24 protein-coding genes are annotated in these 26,811 nt (G+C 63.4%); all 24 read left to right on the top strand.

The window, feature by feature from the left end; translation table 11 throughout:
* Positions 1–3: 3 nt before the first annotated feature.
* The 24 genes from AC24R4_RS12135 (at position 4) to urtB (ending at position 26,811) form a co-directional block, all read left to right on the top strand.
* Positions 4–1,257, top strand: a complete 1,254-nt coding sequence (locus tag AC24R4_RS12135; protein WP_400391137.1) for an NADH-quinone oxidoreductase subunit D — start codon at positions 4–6, stop codon at positions 1,255–1,257.
* Positions 1,258–1,481: 224 nt separating this feature from the next.
* The gene (gene nuoE / locus AC24R4_RS12130; protein WP_029050848.1) at positions 1,482–1,982 is read left to right on the top strand and encodes an NADH-quinone oxidoreductase subunit NuoE; all 501 of its coding nucleotides are present in this window, start codon (positions 1,482–1,484) and stop codon (positions 1,980–1,982) included.
* Position 1,983: 1 nt separating this feature from the next.
* Positions 1,984–3,279, top strand: coding sequence for an NADH-quinone oxidoreductase subunit NuoF (gene nuoF, locus AC24R4_RS12125; RefSeq protein WP_153947587.1), 1,296 nt, complete (start codon positions 1,984–1,986; stop codon positions 3,277–3,279).
* Between the two features lie 13 nt (positions 3,280–3,292).
* On the top strand, positions 3,293–5,665 hold the full coding sequence (nuoG, locus tag AC24R4_RS12120; protein ID WP_400391141.1) for an NADH-quinone oxidoreductase subunit NuoG: 2,373 nt from the start codon (positions 3,293–3,295) through the stop codon (positions 5,663–5,665).
* A gap of 18 nt (positions 5,666–5,683) precedes the next feature.
* Positions 5,684–6,748 carry an NADH-quinone oxidoreductase subunit NuoH gene (nuoH, locus tag AC24R4_RS12115; RefSeq protein WP_400391144.1) on the top strand — a complete coding sequence of 355 codons (1,065 nt, stop codon included), beginning with the start codon at positions 5,684–5,686 and terminating at the stop codon, positions 6,746–6,748.
* Positions 6,749–6,822: 74 nt separating this feature from the next.
* The gene (gene nuoI / locus AC24R4_RS12110; RefSeq protein WP_175459842.1) at positions 6,823–7,311 is read left to right on the top strand and encodes an NADH-quinone oxidoreductase subunit NuoI; all 489 of its coding nucleotides are present in this window, start codon (positions 6,823–6,825) and stop codon (positions 7,309–7,311) included.
* A 164-nt stretch (positions 7,312–7,475) separates the two neighbouring features.
* On the top strand, positions 7,476–8,117 hold the full coding sequence (locus AC24R4_RS12105) for an NADH-quinone oxidoreductase subunit J (protein WP_400391147.1): 642 nt from the start codon (positions 7,476–7,478) through the stop codon (positions 8,115–8,117).
* 16 nt (positions 8,118–8,133) lie between these two features.
* Positions 8,134–8,439 carry an NADH-quinone oxidoreductase subunit NuoK gene (nuoK, locus tag AC24R4_RS12100; RefSeq protein ID WP_029050842.1) on the top strand — a complete coding sequence of 102 codons (306 nt, stop codon included), beginning with the start codon at positions 8,134–8,136 and terminating at the stop codon, positions 8,437–8,439.
* Between the two features lie 59 nt (positions 8,440–8,498).
* The gene (nuoL, locus tag AC24R4_RS12095) at positions 8,499–10,583 is read left to right on the top strand and encodes an NADH-quinone oxidoreductase subunit L (protein ID WP_400391150.1); all 2,085 of its coding nucleotides are present in this window, start codon (positions 8,499–8,501) and stop codon (positions 10,581–10,583) included.
* Positions 10,584–10,610: 27 nt separating this feature from the next.
* Positions 10,611–12,077, top strand: a complete 1,467-nt coding sequence (locus AC24R4_RS12090) for an NADH-quinone oxidoreductase subunit M (RefSeq protein WP_400391153.1) — start codon at positions 10,611–10,613, stop codon at positions 12,075–12,077.
* 19 nt (positions 12,078–12,096) lie between these two features.
* Positions 12,097–13,572 (top strand): NADH-quinone oxidoreductase subunit NuoN, encoded by a 1,476-nt coding sequence (gene nuoN, locus AC24R4_RS12085; RefSeq protein ID WP_153947592.1) that lies wholly within the window; start codon positions 12,097–12,099, stop codon positions 13,570–13,572.
* 17 nt (positions 13,573–13,589) lie between these two features.
* On the top strand, positions 13,590–13,898 hold the full coding sequence (locus AC24R4_RS12080) for a DUF2818 family protein (protein WP_029050838.1): 309 nt from the start codon (positions 13,590–13,592) through the stop codon (positions 13,896–13,898).
* A gap of 40 nt (positions 13,899–13,938) precedes the next feature.
* On the top strand, positions 13,939–14,583 hold the full coding sequence (locus tag AC24R4_RS12075; protein WP_400391157.1) for an NUDIX domain-containing protein: 645 nt from the start codon (positions 13,939–13,941) through the stop codon (positions 14,581–14,583).
* Positions 14,584–14,789: 206 nt separating this feature from the next.
* Positions 14,790–15,257 carry a DUF1178 family protein gene (locus tag AC24R4_RS12070; RefSeq protein ID WP_400391160.1) on the top strand — a complete coding sequence of 156 codons (468 nt, stop codon included), beginning with the start codon at positions 14,790–14,792 and terminating at the stop codon, positions 15,255–15,257.
* 90 nt (positions 15,258–15,347) lie between these two features.
* A complete protein-coding gene (locus tag AC24R4_RS12065) occupies positions 15,348–16,550 on the top strand; it encodes an acyl-CoA dehydrogenase family protein (protein ID WP_153947595.1) in 1,203 nt (400 codons plus the stop codon).
* 13 nt (positions 16,551–16,563) lie between these two features.
* Positions 16,564–17,682 (top strand): acyl-CoA dehydrogenase family protein, encoded by a 1,119-nt coding sequence (locus AC24R4_RS12060; protein ID WP_400391163.1) that lies wholly within the window; start codon positions 16,564–16,566, stop codon positions 17,680–17,682.
* 64 nt (positions 17,683–17,746) lie between these two features.
* Complete coding sequence (locus AC24R4_RS12055) at positions 17,747–18,199, top strand: MaoC family dehydratase (RefSeq protein ID WP_153947597.1); 453 nt, start codon at positions 17,747–17,749, stop codon at positions 18,197–18,199.
* 87 nt (positions 18,200–18,286) lie between these two features.
* Positions 18,287–18,760 carry a MaoC family dehydratase gene (locus AC24R4_RS12050; RefSeq protein WP_400391167.1) on the top strand — a complete coding sequence of 158 codons (474 nt, stop codon included), beginning with the start codon at positions 18,287–18,289 and terminating at the stop codon, positions 18,758–18,760.
* 591 nt (positions 18,761–19,351) lie between these two features.
* Complete coding sequence (gene cyoA, locus AC24R4_RS12045; RefSeq protein ID WP_029050831.1) at positions 19,352–20,320, top strand: ubiquinol oxidase subunit II; 969 nt, start codon at positions 19,352–19,354, stop codon at positions 20,318–20,320.
* Positions 20,321–20,328: 8 nt separating this feature from the next.
* A complete protein-coding gene (gene cyoB / locus AC24R4_RS12040) occupies positions 20,329–22,302 on the top strand; it encodes a cytochrome o ubiquinol oxidase subunit I (protein WP_400391170.1) in 1,974 nt (657 codons plus the stop codon).
* Between the two features lie 5 nt (positions 22,303–22,307).
* The gene (gene cyoC / locus AC24R4_RS12035; protein WP_092594653.1) at positions 22,308–22,952 is read left to right on the top strand and encodes a cytochrome o ubiquinol oxidase subunit III; all 645 of its coding nucleotides are present in this window, start codon (positions 22,308–22,310) and stop codon (positions 22,950–22,952) included.
* Positions 22,952–23,302 carry a cytochrome o ubiquinol oxidase subunit IV gene (gene cyoD, locus AC24R4_RS12030; RefSeq protein WP_092594651.1) on the top strand — a complete coding sequence of 117 codons (351 nt, stop codon included), beginning with the start codon at positions 22,952–22,954 and terminating at the stop codon, positions 23,300–23,302. The genes cyoC and cyoD overlap by 1 nt, the downstream gene beginning before the upstream one ends.
* Before the next feature lie 411 nt (positions 23,303–23,713).
* Positions 23,714–24,973: an urea ABC transporter substrate-binding protein gene (gene urtA / locus AC24R4_RS12025; RefSeq protein ID WP_400391175.1), complete on the top strand. Its 1,260-nt coding sequence runs from the start codon at positions 23,714–23,716 to the stop codon at positions 24,971–24,973.
* A 200-nt stretch (positions 24,974–25,173) separates the two neighbouring features.
* Complete coding sequence (gene urtB / locus AC24R4_RS12020) at positions 25,174–26,811, top strand: urea ABC transporter permease subunit UrtB (protein ID WP_400391177.1); 1,638 nt, start codon at positions 25,174–25,176, stop codon at positions 26,809–26,811.

The following is a 26,811-nucleotide window of genomic DNA, read 5'->3' as shown; positions in this document are numbered from 1 at the left end:
GTCATGGCAGATATCAAGAACTACACCCTCAACTTCGGTCCCCAGCACCCTGCGGCACACGGCGTGCTGCGTCTGGTGCTCGAGCTGGACGGCGAAGTCATCCAGCGTGCCGATCCCCACATCGGCCTGCTGCACCGCGCCACCGAAAAGCTGGCCGAGCAGAAGAGCTGGATCCAGAGCGTTCCCTACATGGACCGTCTCGACTACGTGTCGATGATGGTCAACGAACACGCCTACGTGATGGCGATCGAGCGGATGCTCGGCATCGAGGTGCCGATCCGCGCGCAGTACATCCGCGTGATGTTCGACGAAATCACCCGCCTGCTGAACCACCTGATGTGGATCGGCGCCCACGCGCTGGACGTCGGCGCGATGGCCGTGTTCCTGTACGCGTTCCGCGAGCGCGAGGACATGTTCGACATGTACGAGGCGGTGTCGGGCGCGCGCATGCACGCTGCCTACTACCGTCCGGGCGGCGTCTACCGCGATCTGCCGGACACGATGCCGCAGTACCGTGCGTCGAAGATCCACAACGAGAAGGCCATCAAGGTCATGAACGAAAACCGTTCGGGCTCGCTGCTGGACTTCATCGAGGACTTCACGAACCGTTTTCCGACGTACGTGGATGAATATGAGACGCTGCTGACCGATAACCGTATCTGGAAGCAGCGTCTGGTGGATATCGGCGTGGTGACTCCGGAGCGCGCGCTGCAGATGGGTTTCACGGGTCCGATGCTGCGTGGCTCGGGCATCGAGTGGGATCTGCGCAAGAAGCAGCCGTACGAGGTCTACGACAAGATCGACTTCGACATCCCGGTGGGCACGGCGGGCGACTGCTATTCCCGTTACCTGGTGCGCGTGGAAGAAATGCGCCAGTCGAACCGCATCATCAAGCAGTGCATCGACTGGCTGCGCCGCAACCCGGGTCCGGTGATTTCCGAGAACCACAAGGTGGCACCGCCGTCGCGCGTGGACATGAAGTCGAACATGGAAGAGCTGATTCACCATTTCAAGCTCTTCACGGAAGGCATCCACGTACCGCCGGGCGAGGCTTACGCGGCGGTGGAACACCCGAAGGGCGAGTTCGGTATCTACGCGATCTCGGACGGTGCGAACAAGCCGTACCGCCTGAAGATCCGTGCCCCGGGCTTTGCCCACCTGGCCGCGCTCGACGAAATGGCCAAGGGACACATGATTGCGGATGCGGTCACGATCATCGGGACACAGGACATCGTGTTCGGCGAGATCGACCGCTAAGGGATACCGGCAGAAGGGTATCCCGTCACAGGCCGTTGTCCGGACGACGATCCGGGCGTGTTCGGCCGGCCCCGGCGGTAATGGTGGCAGCAGGCTCCGGCCTGCGACGGATCGGCAAGGAATGCGCTGGAGCATTCCGGGCCGGCAGAACATGGCAGCGACGGCTGCAAACCAGCGAAGCCCGGCATACAAGGGCAGGGCTTCGCCGTATTACTGCAATGACCATGCTATCAGCAGAAGCTCTCAAGGAAATCGATCGCGCGATCGCGAAGTATCCGGCCGACCAGAAGCAGTCGGCCGTGATGGCGGCACTCGCCGTGGCACAGGGCGAGGTGGGCTGGGTTTCCCCCGAAGTCATGCAGTTCGTCGCCAGCTACCTGGAAATGCCGCCCGTGTGGGTGGAAGAGGTGGCCACGTTCTACAACATGTATGACACCAAGCCGGTGGGCAAGTACAAGCTCACCGTCTGCACCAACCTGCCGTGCGCGCTGTCGGGCGGCGACCGGGCTGGCGAATACCTGAAGCGCAAGCTCGGGATCGACTACAACGAAACCACCGCCGATGGCTGCTTCACGCTGAAGGAAGGCGAGTGCATGGGCGCTTGCGGCGACGCACCGGTGATGATCGTCAACAACACCCGCATGTGCAGCTTCATGAGCGACCAGAAGCTCGACGCCCTGGTCGACGAGCTCAAGGCCGAAGCCGCCGCCAAGGGGGACAAGTAACATGACCTCTCTGCACGACCGTCACATCAAGCCGCTGATCCTGGCCGGCCTGGACGGCAAGAACTGGCACCTCGAGGACTACGTCAAGCGCGGCGGCTACGCCCAGCTGCGCCGTATCCTCGAACAGAAGGTAACACCCGAGCAGGTGATTGCCGACGTCAAGGCCTCGGGCCTGCGCGGCCGGGGCGGTGCGGGCTTTCCGACCGGCCTGAAGTGGAGCTTCATGCCGCGTTCGTTCCCGGGCCAGAAGTACCTGGTCTGCAATACCGACGAGGGCGAGCCGGGCACGTTCAAGGACCGTGACATCATCCGCTACAACCCCCATGCGCTGATCGAAGGCATGGCCATCGGGGCGTACGCGATGGGCATCACCGTGGGTTACAACTACATCCACGGCGAAATCTGGAACGAATACAAGATCTTCGAGGAAGCCCTCGAGGAGGCACGCCGCGCCGGTTTCCTGGGCGACAACATCCTGGGTTCGGGCTTCGACTTCCAGTTGCATGCCCACCACGGCTACGGCGCGTACATCTGCGGCGAGGAAACCGCGCTGCTCGAATCGCTGGAAGGCAAGAAAGGCCAGCCGCGCTTCAAGCCGCCTTTCCCCGCCAGCTTCGGCCTGTACGGCAAGCCGACCACCATCAACAACACCGAGACGTTCGCAGCGGTGCCGTTCCTCCTGGCCGTGGGCCCGGACGAATACCTGAAGATGGGCAAGCCGAACAACGGCGGCACCAAGATCTTCTCGATCTCCGGCGACGTCGAGCGTCCGGGCAACTACGAAATCCCGCTGGGCACGCCGTTCTCCACGCTGCTGGAGCTGGCGGGTGGCATGCGCGGCGGCAAGGCGCTCAAGGCGGTGATCCCTGGCGGATCGTCGGCCCCGGTGGTGCCGGCCGACCTGATGATGGCGTCGACCATGGACTACGACTCGATCGCCAAGGCCGGCTCGATGCTGGGCTCGGGCGCCGTGATCGTCATGGACGAAACGCGTTGCATGGTGCGGTCGCTGCTGCGCCTGTCGTATTTCTACTTTGAAGAATCGTGCGGCCAGTGCACGCCGTGCCGTGAAGGCACCGGCTGGCTCTACCGCATGGTGAATCGTATTGAACACGGAGAAGGCCGCCAGGAAGACCTGGACCTGCTCAATAACGTCGCGGAAAACATCATGGGTCGCACGATTTGCGCGCTCGGCGATGCCGCGGCGATGCCGGTACGCGGCATGCTCAAGCACTACTGGAAAGAGTTCGAATATCACGTCGAACACAAGCAGTGCATGGTCCCGGCCCATTCCTGAAGCGTGGCAGAACATGGTTGAACTCGAGATCGACGGCAAGAAGGTAGAGGTTGCGGAAGGCAGCCTCGTGATGGAAGCGGCCCGCAAGCTGGGCACCTACATCCCGCACTTCTGCTACCACCGCAAACTGTCCATCGCGGCGAACTGCCGCATGTGCCTGGTCGAAGTGGAAAAGGCGCCCAAGGCGCTGCCCGCCTGCGCCACCCCGGTGACGCCCGGCATGAAGGTCTTCACGAACTCCGAAAAGGCTGTCAAGGCCCAGAAGTCCGTGATGGAATTCCTGCTGATCAATCACCCGCTCGACTGCCCGATCTGCGATCAGGGCGGCGAATGCCAGCTGCAGGATCTGGCCGTGGGCTACGGTGCCTCGGAGTCGCGCTACAAGGAAGAAAAGCGCGTGGTGTTCCACAAGAACGTGGGCCCGCTGATCTCCATGGAGGAGATGACCCGCTGCATCCACTGCACCCGCTGCGTGCGCTTCGGCCAGGAAGTGGCCGGCGTGATGGAGCTGGGCATGCTGAACCGTGGCGAACACTCGGAGATCACGACGTTCGTCGGCCAGACCGTGGATTCGGAACTGTCCGGCAACATGATCGACCTGTGCCCGGTTGGCGCGCTGACCAGCAAGCCGTTCCGCTATTCGGCCCGTACCTGGGAACTGGCGCGTCGCAAGTCGGTGTCGCCGCACGACGGCGTGGGCGCCAACCTCGTGGTCCAGACCAAGAACCAGCGCGTGATGCGCGTGGTGCCGCTGGAAAACGAAGACGTCAACGAGTGCTGGATCTCCGACAAGGACCGCTTCTCGTACGAAGGCGTGAACAGTGCCGACCGTCTGACCCGCCCGATGCTCAAGCAGGGCAACCAGTGGATGGAAACCGACTGGCAGACCGCGCTGGAATACGTGGCCAACGGCCTGGCGAGCATCAAGCGTGACCATGGTGCCGACCAGATCGCCGCCATCGCCAGCCCGCACAGCACGCTGGAAGAACTGTTCCTGCTGGGCAAGCTCGTCCGTGGCCTGGGCAGCGACAACGTGGATTTCCGCCTGCGCCAGACCGATTTCTCGGCCGCGCTGAAGGGCGCGCCGTGGCTGGGCATGCCGATTGCCGACGTCACCACGCTGCAACGCGCGCTGGTGATTGGCGCTTCGCTGCGCAAGGACCAGCCGCTGCTGGCTTCCCGCCTGCGTCAGGCCGCCAAGAAGGGTGCCCGCGTGGCCGTGATCGGTACCGGCGGTGAAGACCTGCTGATGCCGCTGGCCGCACGTATCGACGTGGCGCCGTCGGGCTGGACTGCCGCACTGGCCGGCGTGGCCCGTGCCGTGGCCGCCGCCAAGGGCGTGGCCGCTCCGGCCGGGACCGATGGTTTCGACGGTGGCGATGCCGCCAAGACCGTGGCCGATGCGCTGCTGTCGGGCGAGCGCCGTGCCGTGTTCCTCGGCAACGAAGCCGTGCGCCACCCGCAATTCTCGGCGCTGCACGCGCTGGCCCAGTGGATCGCAACGGAAACGGGAGCCACGCTGGGCTTCCTGACCGAGGCGGCCAACACCGTCGGCGGCTACATCGCCGGCGCGCTGCCGCAACAGGGCGGTGCCAATGCCCAGGCGATGTTCGATACGCCGCGCAAGGCATACATCGTGCTGAACGCCGAGGCCGAATTCGATACCGCCGATGCGCGCAAGGCCCTGGCCGCGCTGCAGCAGGCCGGTACCGTCGTGGTGCTGTCGCCGTTCCGCTCGGAAGCGGCCATGCAATACGCCGACGTGATCCTGCCGATCGCGCCGTTCACCGAGACCGCCGGTACGTTCGTGAACGCCGAGGGCCGTGCCCAGAGCTTCAACGGCGTGGTGCGCGCGCTGGGCGAGTCGCGTCCGGGCTGGAAGGTGCTGCGCGTGCTGGGCAACCTGCTCGACGTGCCGGGCTTCGACTTCGAAACCGCCGAAGCCGTGCGCGATGCCGCACTGGTCAAGCTGGCTCCGGCGCAGCTGAACAACGCTACGGACGCCCCGATCCGCGTGACGGCAGCCGCCGCCAACGGTATCGAGCGTATCGCCGATGTGCCGATCTACCACGCCGACCCGATCGTGCGTCGTGCCGATTCGCTGCAGCTGACCGCTGCCGCGCGCCGCGCGATGACGGTGGGCCTGTCGTCGGAACTGTTCGCCAAGCTGGGCGTGCAGGCGGGCGACCCGGTGCGCGTGACGCAGGACGGTGCCAGCGTGGTGCTGCCCGCGGCGCTGGAAAAGACGCTGCCGGCCAATGCCGTGCGCGTGCCGGCCGCCACCGTGGCCGCCGCAACGCTGGGCGCGCTGTTCGGTACCGTCACCGTTGAGAAAGCCATCGACCTGTCGGCCGGCCAGGGTGCCGCCGCGACGGCCACCGTATAAGAAGAGCGAGATAGCAACATGATCGATCTCATTACCTCGCAGGGCCAGGCCATCTTCGGCAGCGCTTGGACGCTGATCTGGATCCTGATCCGTGCCGTGGTCATTGTGGTGCCGGTGCTGCTGTGCGTGGCCTACCTGATTCTGTGGGAACGCAAGCTGATTGGCTGGATGCACGTCCGTATCGGCCCGAACCGCGTGGGTCCGCTGGGCCTGCTGCAGCCGATTGCCGACGTGCTGAAGCTGCTGCTCAAGGAAGTGATGTTCCCGTCGCAGATCAACCGGATGATGTATCTGGTTGCGCCGCTGATGGTGCTGGTGCCGGCAGTGGCCGTCTGGGCCGTGATTCCGTTCCAGCCCGAAGTGGTGATGGCGGACGTCAACGCCGGCCTGCTGTACGTGATGGCCATCAGCTCGGTGGGCGTGTACGGCGTGATCCTGGCGGGCTGGGCATCGAACTCGAAGTACGCGTTCATCGGCGCCATGCGTGCCGCGGCGCAGATGGTGTCGTATGAAATCGCCATGGGCTTCGCGCTGGTGACCGTGCTGATGGTGGCCGGCAGCCTGAACCTGTCGACGATCGTGAACAGCCAGAACGTGGGCTATTTCGCGGACATGGGCATCAACATCCTGTCGTGGAACTGGCTGCCGCTGCTGCCGATGTTCGCCGTGTACTTCATCTCGGGCGTGGCGGAAACCAACCGCCATCCGTTCGACGTGGTGGAAGGCGAGTCGGAAATCGTGGCGGGCCACATGATCGAATATTCGGGCATGACGTTCGCGCTGTTCTTCCTGGCCGAGTACATCAACATGATCATCATCTCGACGATGACCTCGCTGATGTTCCTCGGTGGCTGGGCGCCGCCGTTCTCGAGCGTGATCACGAATGCGATCCCGGGCTTCTTCTGGCTGGTGATCAAGGTTTTCCTGCTGCTGTCGGTGTTCATCTGGATTCGTGCCTCGTTCCCGCGTTACCGCTATGACCAGATCATGCGTCTGGGCTGGAAGATCTTCATTCCGCTGACCGTGGCGTGGCTGATCATTGTGGCGATCTGGATCAAGTCGCCGTGGAACATCTGGCACTAAGAGGCCAGGCGACGGCGCGCCGCCCGAACGGGCAGGGCGCGCCGCGCGGAAATACTTAGGAAGCAATCGTCATGCTGATCGCCATCAAGGACTTCTTTAACAGCCTGCTCCTGAAGGAACTCTTCAAGGGCATGGCACTTACCGGCCGCTATCTCTTCGCCCGGAAGGTGACTGTCCAGTTCCCGGAAGAGAAGACGCCGATGTCGCCGCGTTTCCGCGGCCTGCACGCACTGCGCCGCTACCCGAACGGGGAAGAGCGTTGCATCGCCTGCAAGCTGTGCGAAGCGGTGTGCCCGGCCATGGCCATTACGATCGAGTCGGATGTGCGTAACGACGGCACCCGCCGCACCACGCGCTACGACATCGATCTGACCAAGTGCATTTTCTGCGGCTTCTGCGAAGAAGCCTGCCCGGTCGACGCGGTCGTCGAAACGCATATTTTCGAGTACCACGGCGAGAAGCGCGGCGACCTGTACTTCACGAAGGACATGCTGCTGGCAGTGGGCGACCGCTACGAGCCGCAGATCGCGGCAGCCAAGGCCGCGGACGCGAAGTACCGCTAAGCGTACCGGCAGGACGGGAGCCGGGCACGCGGTGCGCGGTTCCCGGCAACGAATTTGAAGTCGCCCCGCAAGGGGCACAACCAAGAGAAGCAAGTCGCGCAAGGCGTGGCTGCCCCGACGGGCAGCCCGGACCGGCGCGGCCCAAAGAGGATCCGATAGGGACCATGGAACTCACGACAGCCATCTTCTATGCCTTTGCCCTGGTGCTGGTGCTCTCCGCACTGAAAGTCATCACGGCAAAGAACCCGGTGCATTCCGCACTGTTCCTCGTCCTGGCGTTCTTCACCGCCGCGGCGATCTGGATGATCCTGAAGGCCGAGTTCCTCGCCATCCTGCTCGTGCTGGTGTACGTAGGTGCGGTGATGGTGCTGTTCCTGTTCGTGGTGATGATGATCGATATCGATATCGAGCACCTGCGCCGCGACTTCTGGACGTACGTGCCGATGGCGTCGATCGTCGGTGCGCTGATCATCGCCGAAATGGCCATCGTGCTGGTGCGCAACTTCATCGGCACCACCAACGCCGTGCTGCCGCCGGGCGCGCAGGACCCGAACTATTCGAACACCGCCGCGCTGGGCAAGCTGATCTACACCGACTACGTGTACGCCTTCGAAGTGGCCGGCATCATCCTGCTGGTGGCCATCGTGGCCGCCGTGGCCCTGACGCTGCGCCGCCGCAAGGACGTCAAGGCACAGGACGTGGGTGCCCAGCTGCGTGTACGCCGCGACGACCGCGTGCGCATGGTGAAGATGCCGGCCGAGGGCCGGGCCGAAGTGGATGCTGCTGCGTCCGCCAACAAGAACTAAGCCCGGAGAACCCGCTGTGCTGTCTCTCGCTCACTTTCTCGTCCTCGGTGCCATCCTGTTCGCGATCAGCATCGTTGGCATCTTCCTGAACCGCAAGAACGTCATCGTGCTGCTGATGGCGCTCGAACTGATGCTGCTTGCGGTGAACATGAATTTCGTCGCCTTCTCGCACTACATGGGCGACCTGGCCGGACAGGTTTTCGTTTTCTTCATCCTTACGGTGGCCGCCGCCGAGTCGGCAATCGGTCTGGCAATCCTGGTCGTGCTGTTCCGTAACCTGGACACGATCAACGTGGACGACATGGATACCCTCAAGGGCTGACATGAACGCTCACGACATGAACCAAGACTGCATCCCGACCGCACACCAATAAGCGTCCTATGGCAACCACGCTCAACCCCAACCTGCTGCTGGCGATCGCGCTGGCACCGCTCGCCGGTGCCGCGATAGCCGGTCTGTTCGGTACCAAGTTCTTCGGCACGTTCTCCTCGGAGACGCGCGGCGGCCGCATCGTGGCCCACTCGGCAACGATCCTCGGTGTCGCCATCTCGTTCGTCCTCTCCGTGATGGTGCTGCGCGACGTGATGAACGGCGCCGGCTACAACGCCACCGTGTACGAATGGATGGCCATCGGCTCGCTGAAGATGGAAGTCGGCTTCCTGGTCGATTCCCTGACGGCGATGATGATGGTCGTGGTGACCTTCGTCTCGCTGATGGTGCACATCTACACCGTCGGCTACATGGACGGGGACCCCGGCTACAACCGCTTCTTCGCCTACATCTCGCTGTTCACCTTCTCGATGCTGATGCTGGTGATGAGCAACAACTTCCTGCAGCTGTTCTTCGGCTGGGAAGCTGTGGGCCTGGTGTCGTACCTGCTGATCGGCTTCTGGTACACGCGTCCGACCGCGATCTTCGCCAACCTGAAGGCGTTCCTGGTCAACCGCGTGGGTGACTTCGGCTTCATCCTCGGTATCGGCCTGCTGCTGGCGTACAGCGGCAGCATGAACTACACGGACGTGTTCGCCCAGCGCGAGCAGCTGGCAACGGTGATCTTCCCGGGCACCGACTGGCTGATGATCACCGTGGCGTGCATCTGCCTGTTCATCGGCGCGATGGGCAAGTCGGCGCAATTCCCGCTGCACGTGTGGCTGCCTGACTCGATGGAAGGCCCGACCCCGATCTCGGCACTGATCCACGCGGCAACCATGGTGACGGCCGGTATCTTCATGGTGTCGCGCATGTCGCCCCTGTTCGAACTGTCGGACACCGCCCTGTCGTTCGTGATGATCATCGGCGGCATCACGGCGCTGTTCATGGGCTTCCTGGGCATCATCCAGAACGACATCAAGCGCGTGGTGGCGTACTCCACGCTGTCGCAGCTGGGCTACATGACCGTGGCGCTGGGCGCTTCGGCCTACTCGGTGGCCGTGTTCCACCTGATGACCCACGCGTTCTTCAAGGCGCTGCTGTTCCTTGCGGCCGGTTCGGTCATCATCGGCATGCACCACGACCAGGACATCCGCAACATGGGCGGTCTGCGCAAGTACATGCCGATCACCTGGATCACGTCGCTGGTGGGTTCGCTGGCGCTGATCGGCACGCCGTTCTTCTCGGGCTTCTATTCGAAGGACTCGATCATCGAGGCCGTGGCCGAGTCGCATCTGGCCGGTTCGGGCTTCGCGTACTTCGCGGTGCTGGCTGGCGTGTTCGTCACCGCCTTCTACTCGTTCCGCATGTACTTCCTGGTGTTCCACGGTGAAGAGCGTTTCGGCAAGCCGCACGCGCACCACGACCACCACGAGGAAGAAGAGGAGTCGCACGGCGACGACCACCACCATGGTCTGGCTCCGGGCCAGAAGCCGCACGAGTCGCCGTGGGTGGTGACGCTGCCGCTGGTGCTGCTGGCCATCCCGTCGGTGATCGTTGGCGCCATCGCCATCGAGCCGATGCTGTTCGGTGACTTCTTCAAGCATGGCCTGGCGTTCAAGGACGTGATCTTCGTCGGCGAAAACCATCACGCCATGGAAGAGCTGAAGGAAGCGTTCCACGGCTGGGTGCCGATGGCGATTCACTCGCTGAAGACCCCGGTGCTGTGGCTGGCCATTGCCGGTGTGGTGCTGTCGTGGTTCTTCTACATGAAGCGCCCGGACATTCCGGCCGCCATCAAGCAACGCTGCTCGGGCCTCTACAACCTGCTCGAGAACAAGTACTACATGGACGCGATCAACGAGGCGGTGTTTGCCCGCGGCGCGCGCCTGCTGGGTACCGGCCTGTGGAAGGGTGGCGACCAGAGCTTCATCGACGGCCTGTTCGTCAATGGTTCGGCCCGTGTGGTGGCGTCGTTTGCCGCGGCTAGCCGTTACCTGCAGTCCGGCTACATCTACCATTACGCTTTCGCGATGATCCTCGGCATGCTGGTGCTGTTGACGCTGACGATCACTGGCGTGATAGGCACCAAGTGATAGGCACCGAGTAAGGAAAACAAACAAATGGTTCTGTCTCTCGCAATCTGGCTGCCTATCTTCTTCGGCCTGCTGGTATTGATGTTCGGCTCCGACAACAGCAAGTGCTTCGCGCGCTGGATGGCGCTGTTCGGCGCCATCGCCAGCTTCGCCGTGACGCTGCCGCTGGTCTTCCATTTCGATACGTCGACGGCTGCGATGCAGTTTGTCGAGCAGGCGAACTGGATCGAGCGCTTCAACATCGCCTATCACCTGGGCGTTGACGGCATCTCGATGTGGTTCGTCGTGCTGACGTCGTTCATCACCGTGATCGTCGTGATCTCGGCCTGGGAAGTGATCACCGAACGGGTGGCCGAGTACATGGCCGCGTTCCTGATCCTGTCGGGCCTGATGGTGGGCGTGTTCTGCGCGCTGGACGGCATGCTGTTCTACGTGTTCTTCGAAGCCACGCTGATCCCGATGTACATCATCATCGGTGTCTGGGGTGGCCCGAACCGCGTGTACGCCGCGTTCAAGTTCTTCCTCTACACGCTGCTGGGCTCGCTGCTGACGCTGGTTGCCCTGCTGTACCTGTACAACAAGACCGGTACGTTCGACATCCTGTCCTGGCACCAGGCCAAGCTGTCGTTCGAAGAGCAGATCCTGATCTTCCTGGCGTTCTTCATGGCTTTCGCCGTGAAGGTGCCGATGTGGCCGGTGCACACCTGGCTGCCGGACGCCCACGTGGAAGCGCCGACCGGCGGTTCCGTGGTACTGGCCGCGATCATGCTGAAGCTGGGCGCCTACGGTTTCCTGCGGTTCTCGCTGCCGATCGCGCCGGACGCCAGCCACTACATGGCACCGTTCATCATCACGATCTCGCTGGTCGCGGTGATCTACATCGGTCTCGTGGCGCTGGTGCAGGCCGACATGAAGAAGCTGGTGGCGTACTCGTCGATCGCCCACATGGGTTTCGTGACGCTGGGCTTCTTCATTTTCAACGACCTGGGCGTTGAAGGCGGCATCATCCAGATGATCTCGCACGGCTTCGTGTCGGGCGCCATGTTCCTTGGCATCGGCGTGCTGTACGACCGCGTGCACTCGCGCCAGATCGCCGACTACGGCGGTGTGGTGAACGTGATGCCGAAGTTCGCCGCGTTCTCGGTGTTCTTCGCCATGGCAAACTGCGGCCTGCCGGCTACCTCCGGTTTCGTCGGCGAGTTCATGGTCATCCTGGCCTCGGTCAAGTTCAATTTCTGGATCGGCCTGCTGGCTGCCACGGCGCTGATCCTGGGCGCGGCCTACTCGCTGTGGATGGTCAAGCGCGTGATCTTTGGCGATATCGTGCATCAGCACGTGCGTGAACTGGTAGACCTGAACAAGCGCGAGTTCCTGATGTTCGGCCTGCTGGCCATCCTGACGCTGTACATGGGTCTGTACCCGAAACCCTTCACCGATGTGATGCACGCCTCGGTGGTGAACCTGCTGTCCCACGTGGCACAGTCCAAGCTGTAAGCGGGGGAGAGAAATCAACATGCAATCGTCCTCTAGCCTGGCCCCGGTGGCGCCAATCATTTTCCTGGCGGTCGCCATCGCGGCGATCAACTGGATCGACCTAGCGCGCGGCAAGGGCCGCACCAGCGTGGCATACCCGCTGGCACTGCTGACGACGCTGGTGCTGACCTTCTGGTTCGCACTGGACGCCGCCAACGGCGAGACACACTACGTGTTCGCCAACCTGGTGGTCGTGGATCCGATGGCCAACGTGCTGTCGGCATTCTGCTCGCTGGGCATGTTCCTGACGCTGATCTACACGCGCACCTACCTGAGCAACCGCGACATGTTCGCGGGCGAGTTCTACATGCTCGCGCTGTTCACGCTCGGCGGTCAGCTCGTGATGATTACCGGCAACAACTTCCTGACCCTGTATCTGGGCCTGGAACTGCTGTCGCTGTCGTCGTACGCCCTGGTGGCCCTGCGCCGCGACTCGCGCGTGACGTCGGAATCGGCCATCAAGTACTTCGTGCTGGGTGCGCTGGCCTCGGGCTTCCTGCTCTATGGCATGTCGATGATGTACGGCGCCACCGGTTCGCTGAACCTGGGTGAAGTCTTCCGCGTGGTGGAGTCGGGTCGCGTCAACACGACGATGCTGGCCTTCGGCGTGGTGTTCATCGTTGCAGGTGTGTCGTTCAAGCTTGGTGCCGCACCGTTCCACATGTGGATTCCGGACATCTACCAGGGCTCGCCGACCGCGGTGACGCTGCTGATCGCCGCCGGCCCGAAGGTTGCCGCGTTCGCGTTGATCATGCGCCTGCTGGTCGAAGGCCTGCTGCCGCTGGCCGGCGACTGGCAGATGATGCTGGTGGTGCTGTCGGTCGTGTCGCTGCTGATCGGCAACCTGACCGCGATCGTGCAGACCAACCTGAAGCGGATGCTGGCGTACTCCACCATCTCGCACATGGGCTTCATCCTGCTGGGCATGCTGTCCGGCGTGGTGGCGAACAAGGCGGATGGCGCGGCCAATGCCTACAGCGCGTCGATGTTCTACTCGATCACCTACATGCTGACCACGCTCGGCACGTTCGGCCTGATCCTGATCCGGACGCGCAAGGGTTTCGAGGCCGAGACGCTGGACGACCTGAAGGGCATGTCGCGCCGTCATCCGTGGTTTGCGCTGCTGATGCTGGTGATGATGTTCTCGATGGCCGGCATCCCGCCGACCGTCGGCTTCTACGCCAAGCTGGCCGTGCTGTCGGCCGTGGTCAAGGCCGGTATGAGCTGGCTGGCCGTGGTGGCCGTGGTGTTCTCGCTGATCGGCGCGTTCTACTACCTGCGCATCGTCAAGCTGATGTACTTCGACACGCCGGCTGGCGAAGAGCCGCTGGAAGCGTCGGTTGGCGTGCGCTCGGTCCTGAGCCTGAACGGCCTGGCCGTGATCCTGCTGGGCCTGTTCCCGGCTGCGCTGATGAACCTGTGCTACCAGGCCATCCGCGCCACGCTGGCTTCGTAACATAACAAGGTGACGACATGAGTTCCTCGGCGGGCGGTTGGTTTGTCATTTTGCTGGCACTGGTCTGTGCCAACCTGCCGTTCGTCAACCAGCGCCTGTTCGCGGCGGTGGGCCTGAAATGGGCCCGCAAGCCGCTGTGGCTGCGGGCCGTGGAACTGTTCGTCTGGTATGTGGTGGCCGGTGTTGCCGGCTTTGCGGTGGAAGCGGGCCTTGGCAACGCATTCCCGCAGGGCTGGCAGTTCTACGCCATCACGGCCTGCATGATGCTGGTGTTTGCCTTCCCGGGCTTCACCTGGCAATACCTGGTCAAACATCGCACGGCCTGAGGGCTTGCCTGCTCCGGTCCGTGCCATCTCCGGAGCGCGCATGACCGACAAGACTCACCCCGTTTCCTCCCAGTCGCCCGAAGTTTCGGACGACCATCTCCGCGAGACGCCGGTCGCTTCGGCAACCATCCACCGCGGGAAATTCCTGACCCTCAAGCAAGACATCGTGCGCCTGCCCGACGGCAAGCAGGCCGGGCGCGAGTACGTGCTGCATCCGGGCGCGGTCATGATGATCCCGCTATTCGACGATGGCACCGTGCTGATGGAGCGCCAATTCCGCTATCCGGTGGGCGAAGTCATGCTCGAATTTCCGGCCGGCAAGCTCGACCCGGAGGAGGGCGCGCTGGTGTGCGGCAAGCGCGAACTGCTGGAAGAAACCGGCTACACGGCAGCGCGCTGGGACTACCTGACGCGCATCCACCCCGTCATTTCCTATTCGACCGAATTCATCGACCTGTTCCTGGCACGCGATCTGACGGCCGGCGAGTCGAAGCTCGACGACGGTGAATTCCTTGAGACCTTCATCACACCTGTCGGACAGGTCATTGACTGGGTCCGGCAAGGCCGCATTACCGACGTGAAGACGATCATCGGCGCGTTCTGGCTGGAGAAAATTGTCTCGGGCACCTGGCAACCCGGCGAACAGGCCGAACCGCCGTTCCCGACCGCACGGGCGGCCGGCTAGAACGTCGCTTTGCTGCTAAGCTTGGCGAGGCGCGATCCGCGGGTTTTCCCTTGATTTTTCAGGGCTCGGCGCCCAAATAGGCTGCCATCGGCGGGATTGTGTTTCCTACGCATCCTGCCAGGCAAAAACGGCTGCAAAAAAATTAGCACGACCGTTCACAAAATTTCGATTCACGGCTAACATTGCCCCGACGGGCTGGAAAGATCATGAAGGTGCTCGACCTGCGCTGTGCGCAAGACCATCGTTTCGAGGGCTGGTTTGCCTCGGAGGAAGATGCGCAATCGCAGATTTCACGCGACCTCGTCCAATGTCCGGTCTGTGGCGACCATGCGGTCAGCCGCCTGCCCAGCGCGCCGCGCCTGAATCTGTCGGGTGCCACCGCGAAGCCGGCGCCGACGCAGGGCCGCGATGGCGAACCAGGCAAGGCCGAGGCCCGGCAGATGATGCAGGCGCTGCAGGCCCACTACCTGAAGGCCGTGCGGCAGGTGCTGGCGCAGACCGAGGACGTGGGAGACCGCTTCGTGGAGGAAGCGCGGCGCATGCATTACGAGGAGGCGCCCGAACGCGGCATTCGCGGTTCGGCCACCGCCGAGGATGTGCAGGCGCTGGCTGAAGAGGGCATCGAAACCTTTCCGCTCATCGTGCCGGACGCATTGAAGCAGACGGCCCACTGAACAAGCATCCTGTGCCCGGTTTTACCAGCGCAGCGATGCGCAGGTAAAACAATCGGCCGGCGCCCGCCGGCACCACCTATGGAGACGGGCATGGATCTCAACTACTCGGCGGCGGACAACGCCTTCCGTCAGGAAGTGCGCAGCTGGCTCGAAGCCAACCTGCCGGCGGAAATCAGCGAAAAGGTGCTCAACCACCGCCGCCCCAACCGCGACGATCTGGTGCGCTGGCACAAGATCCTGGCCGGCAAGGGCTGGTCGGTGCCGCACTGGCCGGTGGAATTCGGCGGTACCGGCTGGAACGCCACGCAACGCCATATCTGGGACGAGGAAAATGCCCGCGTCGGCGCACCCGGCGTACTGCCGTTCGGTGTGGCGATGGTTGCGCCCGTGATCATGAAGTACGGCAATGCCGAGCAGAAGTCGTACTACCTGCCGCGTATCCTCGACTGCACCGACTGGTGGTGCCAGGGCTATTCGGAGCCCGGCTCCGGTTCCGACCTCGCCTCGCTGAAGACGCGCGCCGAACTGACGCCGGACGGCAAGCACTACATCGTGAACGGCCAGAAGACCTGGACCACGCTGGGCCAGCACGCCGACATGATCTTCTGCCTGGTGCGCACCGACCCGGAAGCCAAGAAACAGGAAGGCATCTCGTTCCTGCTGATCGACATGAAGACGCCCGGTATCACCGTGCGCCCGATCATCATGCTCGACGAAGAGCACGAGGTGAACGAAGTCTTCTTCGACAACGTGAAGGTGCCGGTCGAAAACCGCGTGGGCGAGGAGAACCGCGGCTGGACCTACGCCAAGTACCTGCTGGGCCACGAGCGCACCGGCATTGCCCGCGTGGGCAATTCCAAGCGCGAACTGGGGTTCCTGAAGCGCGTGGCGCGTCAGCAGCAGAAGAACGGCAAGCCGCTGCTGGCCGATCCGGTGTTCGGAGCCAAGGTGGCCGCGCTGGAAATCGAGCTGATGGCGCTGGAAATCACGGTGCTCCGCGTGGTGTCGAGCGAAGCCGCCGGCAAGGGCCCCGGCCCGGAAGCCTCGATGCTCAAGATCAAGGGCACCGAGATCCAGCAGATGCTGACCGAGCTGATGGTGGAGGCCGTGGGTCCGTACGCCCAGCCGTTCGACACCGCCTACCTCGAATGCGAGCACGATCATGCCGTGACCGGCTACGACGATGCCGCGCCGCTGGCCGCCTACTACTTCAACTACCGCAAGACGTCGATCTACGGTGGTTCCAATGAAATTCAAAAGAACATCATCAGCCAGATGATTCTGGGGCTGTGAGGAGACACGCGACATGAACTTCAATCTCAGCGACGAACAGAAGCAACTGGCCGACGCGATTCGCCGTTTTGTCGAAAAGAGCTACGACTTCGAATCGCGCAAGAAGAACATCAAGACCGAGGCAGGCTACGGCGAGCAGGCCTGGGGCGCCCTGGTGGAACTGGGCCTGACCGCGCTGCCGGTGCCGGAAGCGCAGGGCGGTTTCTCGGGTACGGCCGTCGACATGATGGTGGTGCAGGAGCAACTGGGCCGTGGCCTGGTCGTGGAGCCGTACTTCGCCACCGTGGTGGCTGCGCACGCACTGAAGCTGGCCGGCGGCCAGGAAGCGGTGCTGGAGCAGGTGGCCGGCGGCGAGGTGAAGCTGGCCACGGCGTTCAACGAGCCGCAGGCGCGCTACGAACTGAACAACGTGACGGTGACGGCCAAGGGCGGCAAGCTCAACGGTCGCAAGGTGGTGGCGATCCACGGTGCGCAGGCTGACAAGCTGGTGGTGTCGGCCCGTACCGGCGGCGCCCAGTCCGATCGTGACGGCATCTCGCTGTTCCTGGTCGATACGAACGGGGCCGGCGTCAGCGTCAAGGACTACCGCACCATCGACAACCTGCGCGCGGCCGACGTGACGTTTGCCGATGCGCCGGCCACGCTGCTTGGTGCCGAAGGCAAGGGCTTTGACGTGCTGGAGGCGACGGCCGACTACGCCGCCGTGCTGCTGTGCGCCGAGGCCGTCGGTGTGATGGACACACTGAACGCCGCCACGCTCGAATACGCCAAGACGCGCCAGCAGTTCGGCGTGCCGATCGCGCGCTTCCAGGCGCTGCAGCACCGCATGGTGGAAATGTTCATCCATGCCGAGCAGTCGCGTTCGATCACGCTGCTGGCTGCCGCCCGCTTCGAGGAAGCGTCGCCGGAAGAACGCCGCCGCTACGTGTCGGCCGCCAAGGCACGGGTGGGCCAGGCGGCGCGCTCGGTCGGTCAGGAAGCCGTGCAGATCCACGGCGGCATGGGCGTGACCGACGAATTGCCGGCCGCGCACATGTTCAAGCGGCTGACCATGATCAACACGACGTTTGGCGACGTGGACCATCACCTGGGCCGCTTCGCAAGCCAGCCGGGCTTCCAGGAAGCCGCCTGACCGTAGTGTTTGACCTGAACCGCGCCGGCGACCCCGAGCGCGGTTTTTTGCTTTGGAGCCCACGATGTCCAACAAGATGTACTTCGAAGACTATGTCGTCGGCAGCGAGATCCCGCTTGGCAGCTACCACGTTACCGAGGAGGAAATCCTCACGTTTGCGCGCCAATACGATCCCCAGCCGTTCCACATCGACAAGGCCGCGGCGGAAAGCAGCATCTACGGTGGCCTGATTTCCAGCGGCTGGATGACCTGCGGCATCATGATGCGGCTGCTGGTACAGTCGATGGGCGACCGCTCCACCAGCATGGGGTCACCCGGCGTGGACGAGGTACGCTGGATCAAGCCGGTCTATGCCGGCGACACGCTGACCGCCGTGCTGAAGATCCTGGAGAAGCGTCCGTCCAGCACGAAGCCCGACCGCGGGGTGGTGATGACGCAGTGGGTGGGCACCAACCAGAAGGGCGAGGTGGTGTGTACGGTCAAGGGCATGGGTATGTACAAGCGCCGTCCGGCCTGAGGCCGGTGCGGGCGCGGCAGGAAGCCGGGCAGCCGGGCAACAAGACGACAAGACGACAAGACGACAAGACAATAGGAGACAAGTCATATGCGCACCATTGCATCGCTGGAAGAGCTGGAGTCCCTCCAGGGCCAGGAAGTGGCCGTCAGCGACTGGTCCGAAATCACGCAGCAGCAGGTGAACCTGTTTGCCGAGGCGACCGGCGATCATCAGTGGATCCACGTCGACGTCGAGCGCGCCAAGCGGGAGTCGCCGTTCGGCGCCCCGGTGGCGCATGGTTTCCTGACGTTGTCGCTGCTGCCGCAGTTCATGCAGAACGCCATCCATATGGAAGGCGTCAAGATGGGCGTCAACTACGGGCTGAACCGGGTGCGATTCACCTCGCCGGTGCCGGTCGGCAGCAAGCTGCGCGCGCGCGTGAAGCTGCTCAAGGTCGAGCGGCTCGATCCGTTGCCGAACGGCCTGCTCGGTGCCCAGTCGACCTGGGAAGTCACCATCGAACGAGAAGGGAGCGATCGCCCCGTCTGCGTGGCGGAATCGATCAGCCGACGCTACGCGTAGCGCGTGGCAGGTGGGTAGGGCAGAGGGGCCGCTAGAACGCGGCCCCTTTCTTTTGTCCAGAAGAATCGCATGACAAATACGTTCACGACGTGATCTGTTTCCTTTGCGCGACATCAAAAACATTGTCCGGTTAAAAGAACAGTGTTTCCGTTGTGTTTGGGTTTACCCGCAATGTTGCGTTGCGGTACATTCGCGGCCAACGATGTTTTAAGTAATGCGATATCCGCTCGGAGACCGTGCTCGCTGCGCTGGCGGGTGGTCAAAAGCAGGCGGAAATCGCGTGAGCATCGTGACACAACGCTTGTCCCGGTGGCTGCTCCGAACCGGGAACGATCGCAGTTCAGGCAGTCGGTTACCTCAGCGCACGCTTCCGCCCCCGGCGTTTCGCGCACGCAGTCGTCAGTTGCTGTCCAGCCGCGCTCATGGCGTTGCCCGGCCGCATGGTCCGCCGGTGCTTGCTCGCCCCATCAACGCTTGCGCCAGCTTTGGACACGTCCCCGGTTTTTCCCAGCCCAGCCAGCCCGTTGCCTCGTGCAGCAGGCGGCAGTGCCTCGCTTGTGCACAGGCGTGGCGCAACCAGACCGTCGTGACATGAACACATCAACAATGCCGCGCCTGATGCGGTACCTGCCTTGCCTTGGCCTGCTCCTGCTGGCCGGCTGCGACTACGCGCTGATGAACCCGAAGGGGCAAGTCGGCGTCGACATCAAGGGCATCATCCTGATCGCCACCTGGCTGATGCTGCTGGTCGTGGTGCCGGTGATCATCCTGACGATCGTGTTCGCGTGGAAGTATCGCGCCAGCAACACGTCGGCCACCTACGATCCCGACTGGTCGCATTCGACCAAGATCGAAGTCGTGGTCTGGCTGATTCCCTGCCTGATCATCATCGCGCTGGGCATCATCACCTGGAAGTCGTCGCACGATCTCGACCCCTACAAGCCGCTGGAGTCGAACGTCAAGCCGGTGCAGGTCGAAGCCGTGGCGATGAACTGGAAATGGCTGTTCATCTATCCGGAACTGAAGATCGCGACGGTCAACCAGCTGGCGCTGCCGGTAAACACGCCGGTGAACTTCAAGATCACGTCGGATTCGATCATGAATTCGTTCTTCATCCCCCAGCTGGGCAGCCAGGTGTACGCCATGGCCGGGATGGAGACCAAGCTGCACCTCATCGCCAATGAAGCCGGCACGTACGACGGCATGTCCGCCAACTACAGCGGCGGCGGCTTCTCGGGCATGAAGTTCAAGACCATCGCGATGTCGAACTTCGACTTCGACAAGTGGGTGGAACAGGTGCGCGCGTCCAGCAAGCAGCTCGGCGCCGAGGACTACAAGGTCCTGGCCAAGCCGAGCGAAGCAGATCCGGTGACGTACTTCGGCAAGATCGAAGACGGCCTGTTTACCGGCATCCTGCATCAATACATGGGGCACGACGGCCGTGCCATGGCCCGCGAAGGTTTCGATGGCGGTCCGGTCTGCACGTCGCGTAACACGCTTGGCGAAGAGCGTGTATCCATGACCACGCCGGCCAAGCCGGCCGTGGGCGCGCAAATCTAGGAGCAATGATGTTTGGCAAATTGAGTTTGTCGGCGATTCCGTTTCATGAGCCGATCATCATGATCACGCTGAGCTGCGTGGCCCTTGGCGGGCTGGGGCTGCTCGGCGCGATCACGTATTTCAGGAAGTGGAATTACCTGTGGGTCGAATGGATCACTTCGGTCGACCACAAGCGCATCGGCGTGATGTACTCGCTGGTGGCGCTGATCATGCTGCTGCGCGGCTTTGCCGACGCCATCATGATGCGTACCCAGCTGGCGGTTGCCACCAACGGCGCCACCGGCTTCCTGCCGCCCGAGCACTATGACCAGGTGTTCACGGCCCACGGCGTGATCATGATCTTCTTCGTGGCCATGCCGCTGATGACGGGCCTGATGAACCTCGTGGTGCCGCTGCAGATCGGCGCGCGCGACGTGGCGTTCCCGTTCCTGAATACGCTGAGCTTCTGGCTGTTCGTGGCCGGCGCGCTGCTGGTCAACATCTCGCTGGGGGTTGGCGAATTCGCGCGTACGGGCTGGCTGGCCTATCCGCCGCTGTCGGGCCTGGACTACAGCCCGGGCGTGGGGGTGGACTACTACCTCTGGTCCTTGCAGATTTCAGGGTTGGGCACGCTGCTGACCGGCGTGAACTTCCTGGTGACGATCCTGAAGATGCGCGCCCCGGGCATGACCCTGATGCGCATGCCGGTGTTCACGTGGACGGTCTTCTGCACCAACGTGCTGATCGTGGCCGCCTTCCCGGTGCTGACGGTGTCGCTGGCCCTGCTGGGTCTGGACCGCTACTTCGACATGCACTTCTTCACGAACGACGGTGGCGGCAACGCCATGATGTACGTGAACCTGATCTGGATCTGGGGCCACCCCGAGGTCTACATCCTAGTGCTGCCGGCATTCGGTATCTTCTCGGAAATCATCGCCACGTTCTCGGGCAAGAAGCTGTTCGGCTACAAGTCGATGGTGTATGCAACGAGCGCGATCATGGTGCTGTCGTTCATCGTGTGGCTGCACCACTTCTTCACGATGGGCTCCGGCGCCAACGTGAACGCGTTCTTCGGCATCACGACGATGATCATCTCGATCCCGACGGGCGTGAAGATCTTCAACTGGCTGTTCACGATGTACCGTGGCCGCGTGCAGTTCACGTCGCCGGTGCTGTGGACGCTGGGCTTCATGATCACGTTCGTGATCGGCGGCATGACCGGCGTGCTGATGGCCGTGCCGGCAGCCGACTTCGTGCTGCATAACAGCCTGTTCCTGATTGCCCACTTCCACAACGTGATCATCGGCGGCGTGCTGTTCGGCTACCTGGCCGGCATCACCTACTGGTGGCCGAAGGCGTTCGGCTTCAAGCTGAACGAGCGTCTGGGCAAGTGCGCCTTCTGGTGCTGGATCGTCGGTTTCTACTTTGCCTTCATGCCGCTGTACGTGCTGGGCCTGATGGGCATGACCCGTCGTCTGAACCACACGAACAACCCGGAATGGACGCCGTGGCTGCATCTGGCCGTGGTGGGCGTGGTGTTCGTGGCGCTGGGCATCTTCTTCCAGGTGCTGCAGATCGTCGTGTCGATCCGCGACCGCAAGAAGCTGGCCGACGTGACGGGCGACCCGTGGGGTGGCCGTACGCTGGAATGGGCCACGTCGTCGCCGCCGCCGTTCTACAACTTCGCGCACACCCCGGTGGTGCGTGACCTGGACGCGTTCGCCGACATGAAGGCCCGTGGCGAGAAGCTGCCGACCAGCGGCTTCGAGCAGATCCACATGCCGAAGAACACGGCTGCCGGCTTCTACATGGGTGCCTGGAGCCTGGCGCTGGGCTTCGCGCTGATCTGGCACATCTGGTGGCTTGCCGCCGTTGGCCTGGTCGGCATGGTGGTGGCGTTCATCCGTCGCGCCAACGATGACCACATCGATTACTACGTGCCGGCCGCCGAGGTCGAGCAGATCGAAACCCGCTACCAGCAGCGTGTGGCTGCACAGGGCTGATAACGATGTCGACAGAAGTTCTTGACCGCTTTGGGGCGCAAGCCCCCGCGCATGCGCACTCGCACGACGAGTCGCACGACCACGCCCATCACGACACCAGCGAGAACACCATCTTCGGTTTCTGGCTGTACCTGATGAGCGACTGCATCCTGTTCGCGTGCCTGTTCGCCGCGTTCGCCGTCCTGCGCGGCGAAGTGGCGGGTGGCCCGTCGGGCAAGGAGCTGTTCGAGCTCAACTACGTGCTCGTGGAAACGGCAATCCTGCTGTTCTCGTCGATCACCTACGGCTTTGCCATGGTGTCGATGCAGAACCAGCAGCGCGGCCGCGTGATGTTCTGGCTGGCCGTGACGTTCCTGCTGGGCGCAGGCTTCATGGCGATGGAAATCAACGAGTTCGCGCACCTGATCCATGAAGGTGCCGGCCCGAGCCGCAGCGCCTTCCTGTCGTCGTTCTTCACGCTCGTGGGCACCCACGGCCTGCACGTGGCAAGCGGCATGCTGTGGATGCTCGTGCTGATGTACCAGCTGTCGAAGAAGGGCCTGACCCCGGCCGTGGCCAAGCGCCTGAACTGCCTCAGCCTGTTCTGGCACTTCCTGGACGTGGTCTGGATCGGTGTGTTCACCGTGGTCTACCTGATGGGAGCAATGTAATGGCACAGCAACACGCAAGCGCCGCCCACGGCGCGTCGCATGGCCACAGCAGCGTCAAGTCGTATGTGATCGGCTTCGTGCTGGCGGTGATCCTGACCGTGATCCCGTTCAAGATCGTGATGGACGGCTCCATCGACCGCGCCACCACGCTCTGGATCATCCTGGGCATGGCCGTGGTGCAGATCATCGTGCACCTGAAGTACTTCCTGCACCTGGACGGCTCGGATGGCCAGAAGTGGAACGTGATGGCACTGCTGTTCACCGTCCTGATCCTGTTCATCGTGCTGGCCGGCTCGCTCTGGATCATGCACAACATGAACGCCAACATGATGCCGTGGATGAGCAAGTGACCGTCGTCACCGGTATCTGAAGAAACGGGGCCCCTGCGGCCCCGTTTTTTATTGCATTTTTCCCCGGCCGCTTCAGGCCGCTTCAGGCCGCTTCAGGCCGCGGCGGGAGGGTGGGGCCGAGCGGCCTCTCCGCCCAAAATCTTGCCGCTGGTGCGCCGCGCACCGATCCCTTCCCGCCATGCACCGCATCGGGCCGATGCACGTCGCCGGTGCATGCGTCCGTTCCTGCCCCTTCGCCAGCCCGGCACCTTACTGGTGCGGCCCCGATCCATCCCATCCGATTTGTCTCGCCGCCGTTGCCTGGCAACGGTTTGCGGTCGTTGCCGCGCTTGGCACGCAAGTTGCAGAAGCGTTACCCGGGGTGCGTAGTCCCTGACCACATACGACAAATTGGACAGAATGGGAGCTGCAATGAAACGACGTGACATGCTGAAGCTGTCGGCGGTAGCCGCCGCGGCGATGATCGGTACCAGCCCGCTGATGGCGCAGACGAAAGAACCGATCAAGGTCGGCATCCTGCATTCGCTGTCGGGCACCATGGCCATCTCCGAGACTTCGCTCAAGGACGTGGCGCTGATGACGATCGACGAGATCAACAAGAGCGGCGGCGTGCTGGGCCGCAAGCTCGAGCCCGTGGTGGTCGACCCCGCTTCCAACTGGCCGCTGTTCGCCGAGAAGGCCCGTCAGCTGATCACCAAGGACAAGGTAGCCGTGACGTTCGGCTGCTGGACGTCGGTGTCGCGCAAGTCGGTGCTGCCGGTCTATGAAGAGACCAACGCGCTGCTGTTCTACCCGGTGCAGTACGAAGGCGAGGAAATGTCCAAGAACGTGTTCTACACGGGGGCCGCGCCGAACCAGCAGGCCATCCCGGCCGTGGAATACCTGATGAGCAAGGAGGGCGGCGGTGCCAAGCGCTTCTTCCTGCTGGGCACCGACTACGTGTATCCGCGCACCACCAACAAGATCCTGCGCGCGTTCCTGAAGAGCAAGGGCGTGGCCGACAAGGACATCGAAGAGGTCTACACCCCGTTTGGGCATAGCGACTACCAGACCATCGTCGCCAACATCAAGAAGTTCTCGCAGGGCGGCAAGACGGCCGTGATCTCGACGATCAACGGCGACTCCAACGTGCCGTTCTACAAGGAACTGGGCAACGCCGGCCTGAAGGCCAAGGACGTGCCGGTGGTGGCCTTCTCGGTGGGCGAGGAAGAACTGCGCGGCATCGACACCAAGCCGCTGGTGGGCCACCTGGCCGCCTGGAACTACTTCATGTCGGTCAAGAACGGCGAGAACGACGCGTTCAAGAAACAGTGGGCGGCATGGGTCAAGGCCAACAACCTGCCTGGCGGCGACAAGCGCGTGACCAACGACCCGATGGAAGCCACCTACGTCGGTATCCACATGTGGGCCCAGGCCGTGAAGAAGGCCGGCACCACCGACGTGGACAAGGTGCGCGCCGCCATGTACGGCCAGACCTTCAAGGCGCCGGACGGCTTCACGCTGACCATGGGCGACAACCATCACCTGTACAAGCCCGTGATGATCGGCGAAGTGAAGGGCGACGGCCAGTTCAACGTGGTCTGGAAAACGCCGAAGCCGATCCGTGCGCAGCCGTGGAGCCCGTTCATCGCGGGTAACGAAGGCAAGGCCGACAAGGTCGGCGGGAACTAAGCGCTGCCGACCGTTGTTATGCGCTCCCCTCTCCCATGCAGTGGGAGAGGGGTGGGGGTGAGGGTAAAACCTCTCAAGATGCGAGTGCGGCGACTTGACCTGCCGTGCCCTCACCCCCGGCCCCTCTCCCGCAGGCGGGAGAGGGGAGCAAGGACAAGAACAATACTAGACGCGATCCATCGCGCGAACCAGGCTCCTGAATGCACCGACCCAATCTCCGCTCGTGGCTGCGCGCCATGCTCGCTGCGTTGCTGCTGGCCGCTGCCCCGCTCTGGGCCGCCACGCCGCTCACGCAGGCCGACCTGAAGCCGCTGGCCGAGGACGACTTCGACGCCAAGACCGCCGCGCTTGCCAAAGTCACGCAGGCGCCGGCCGAACAGGCCGGCCCGATCCTGAAGGCACTGCAGGACGATGCGCTGCAGTACGCGCCATCGGTCGGCATGGTGCGCCAGGATGGTGACAAGTATCTCGATGCCATCAGCGGCAAGCCCGTCGCCGTGAAGAGCGATGCGTTGGAATCGCTGACGCTGAACAACAGCCTGCGCACCATCGTCGACAGCGCCGCCAGCAGCCTGCTGCTGCAGTCGCCGGACATCGCGGTACGCACGCAGGCCATCAACACGCTGCTCGACCAGCCCGGGAACGCGTCGCGCGAGGCGGTCGAGGCCGCCCGCAAGGCCGAGGCCGATGCCGGGCTGCGTGCCCGCCTGGACGTGATCTGGGCCAATACCGTACTGGCCCAGGGCACCGAGGCCCCGCGCGATGCACGGCTCGATGCCATCCGCATCCTGGGCAGCGACAGCAACCCGCAGTCGCGCCAGAAGCTGATGCCGCTGATGGAAAAGGACGATGCCGGCAAGTACAAGGAAGCCGACGAGGGCGTGCGCGTGGCCGCCCAGCAGGCCATCGACCAGATGCGCAGCGAACAGCGCCGCGCCGAACTGCTGGGCAACCTGTTCGCCGGCCTGAGCCTGGGCAGCGTGCTGCTGCTGGCGGCGCTGGGCCTGGCCATCACGTATGGCCTGATCGGCGTCATCAACATGGCGCACGGCGAATTCCTGATGATCGGCGCCTATGCCACGTACGTGGTGCAGACGCTGTTCCGCGCCTATGCGCCGAATGCGTTCGACTGGTACCTGGTGGCGGCGCTGCCGGCCTCGTTCCTGGCGGCTGGCGTGGTCGGCTTCGCACTGGAGCGGATCGTGCTGCGGCATCTGTACGGCCGTCCGCTGGAAACGCTGCTGGCCACGTTCGGTATCAGCCTGCTGCTAATGCAGGCCGTGCGCACGATCTTCGGCGCGCAGAACGTGGAGGTGGCCAATCCGGTGTGGATGAGCGGCGGCTTCGATGCGATGGCCGGGCTCGTGATCCCGTACAACCGCGTGGTCATCATCCTGTTCGCGCTGGCCGTGGTGGCCGTGGCGTGGGCCGTGCTGAACCGTACCCGTCTGGGCCTGTTCGTGCGCGCCACGACGCAGAACCGCACCATGGCAGCCTGCGTGGGCGTGCGCACGTGGAAGGTGGACAGCTACGCGTTTGCCTTCGGCGCCGGCATTGCCGGGCTGGGCGGCTGCGCGCTGTCGCAGATCGGCAATGTGGGCCCCGACCTGGGGCAGGCGTACATCATCGATTCGTTCATGGTCGTGGTGCTGGGCGGGGTGGGGCAGCTGGCCGGCACCATCGTCGGGGCATTCGGCCTCGGCATCATCAACAAGTTCATCGAGCCGTTCTACGGCGCGGTGCTGGCCAAGATTTTCGTCCTCGTGCTGATCGTGCTGTTTATCCAGAAGCGGCCGCAGGGACTTTTCGCGCTCAAGGGGCGCAGCGCGGAGGCCTGA

It is taken from the genome of Cupriavidus sp. CER-90 (assembly GCF_057652055.1).
Note: the sequence above shows the minus strand (reverse complement) of the source record. Positions and strands in the feature narration are given on the sequence as shown.

What these genes read in the sequence shown, in the direction of transcription:
- urtA (WP_400391175.1), top strand. Translation starts at nt 23,714, where the DNA reads ATGAAACGACGTGACATGCTGAAGCTGTCGGCGGTAGCCGCCGCGGCG.
- nuoH (WP_400391144.1), top strand. Translation starts at nt 5,684, where the DNA reads ATGATCGATCTCATTACCTCGCAGGGCCAGGCCATCTTCGGCAGCGCT.
- AC24R4_RS12075 (WP_400391157.1), top strand. Translation starts at nt 13,939, where the DNA reads ATGACCGACAAGACTCACCCCGTTTCCTCCCAGTCGCCCGAAGTTTCG.
- AC24R4_RS12080 (WP_029050838.1), top strand. Translation starts at nt 13,590, where the DNA reads ATGAGTTCCTCGGCGGGCGGTTGGTTTGTCATTTTGCTGGCACTGGTC.
- cyoD (WP_092594651.1), top strand. Translation starts at nt 22,952, where the DNA reads ATGGCACAGCAACACGCAAGCGCCGCCCACGGCGCGTCGCATGGCCAC.
- cyoA (WP_029050831.1), top strand. Translation starts at nt 19,352, where the DNA reads ATGAACACATCAACAATGCCGCGCCTGATGCGGTACCTGCCTTGCCTT.
- urtB (WP_400391177.1), top strand. Translation starts at nt 25,174, where the DNA reads ATGCACCGACCCAATCTCCGCTCGTGGCTGCGCGCCATGCTCGCTGCG.
- AC24R4_RS12070 (WP_400391160.1), top strand. Translation starts at nt 14,790, where the DNA reads ATGAAGGTGCTCGACCTGCGCTGTGCGCAAGACCATCGTTTCGAGGGC.
- cyoB (WP_400391170.1), top strand. Translation starts at nt 20,329, where the DNA reads ATGTTTGGCAAATTGAGTTTGTCGGCGATTCCGTTTCATGAGCCGATC.
- nuoE (WP_029050848.1), top strand. Translation starts at nt 1,482, where the DNA reads ATGCTATCAGCAGAAGCTCTCAAGGAAATCGATCGCGCGATCGCGAAG.
- AC24R4_RS12055 (WP_153947597.1), top strand. Translation starts at nt 17,747, where the DNA reads ATGTCCAACAAGATGTACTTCGAAGACTATGTCGTCGGCAGCGAGATC.
- nuoL (WP_400391150.1), top strand. Translation starts at nt 8,499, where the DNA reads ATGGCAACCACGCTCAACCCCAACCTGCTGCTGGCGATCGCGCTGGCA.
- AC24R4_RS12090 (WP_400391153.1), top strand. Translation starts at nt 10,611, where the DNA reads ATGGTTCTGTCTCTCGCAATCTGGCTGCCTATCTTCTTCGGCCTGCTG.
- AC24R4_RS12050 (WP_400391167.1), top strand. Translation starts at nt 18,287, where the DNA reads ATGCGCACCATTGCATCGCTGGAAGAGCTGGAGTCCCTCCAGGGCCAG.
- AC24R4_RS12065 (WP_153947595.1), top strand. Translation starts at nt 15,348, where the DNA reads ATGGATCTCAACTACTCGGCGGCGGACAACGCCTTCCGTCAGGAAGTG.
- nuoG (WP_400391141.1), top strand. Translation starts at nt 3,293, where the DNA reads ATGGTTGAACTCGAGATCGACGGCAAGAAGGTAGAGGTTGCGGAAGGC.
- AC24R4_RS12135 (WP_400391137.1), top strand. Translation starts at nt 4, where the DNA reads ATGGCAGATATCAAGAACTACACCCTCAACTTCGGTCCCCAGCACCCT.
- AC24R4_RS12105 (WP_400391147.1), top strand. Translation starts at nt 7,476, where the DNA reads ATGGAACTCACGACAGCCATCTTCTATGCCTTTGCCCTGGTGCTGGTG.
- nuoN (WP_153947592.1), top strand. Translation starts at nt 12,097, where the DNA reads ATGCAATCGTCCTCTAGCCTGGCCCCGGTGGCGCCAATCATTTTCCTG.
- AC24R4_RS12060 (WP_400391163.1), top strand. Translation starts at nt 16,564, where the DNA reads ATGAACTTCAATCTCAGCGACGAACAGAAGCAACTGGCCGACGCGATT.
- nuoF (WP_153947587.1), top strand. Translation starts at nt 1,984, where the DNA reads ATGACCTCTCTGCACGACCGTCACATCAAGCCGCTGATCCTGGCCGGC.
- cyoC (WP_092594653.1), top strand. Translation starts at nt 22,308, where the DNA reads ATGTCGACAGAAGTTCTTGACCGCTTTGGGGCGCAAGCCCCCGCGCAT.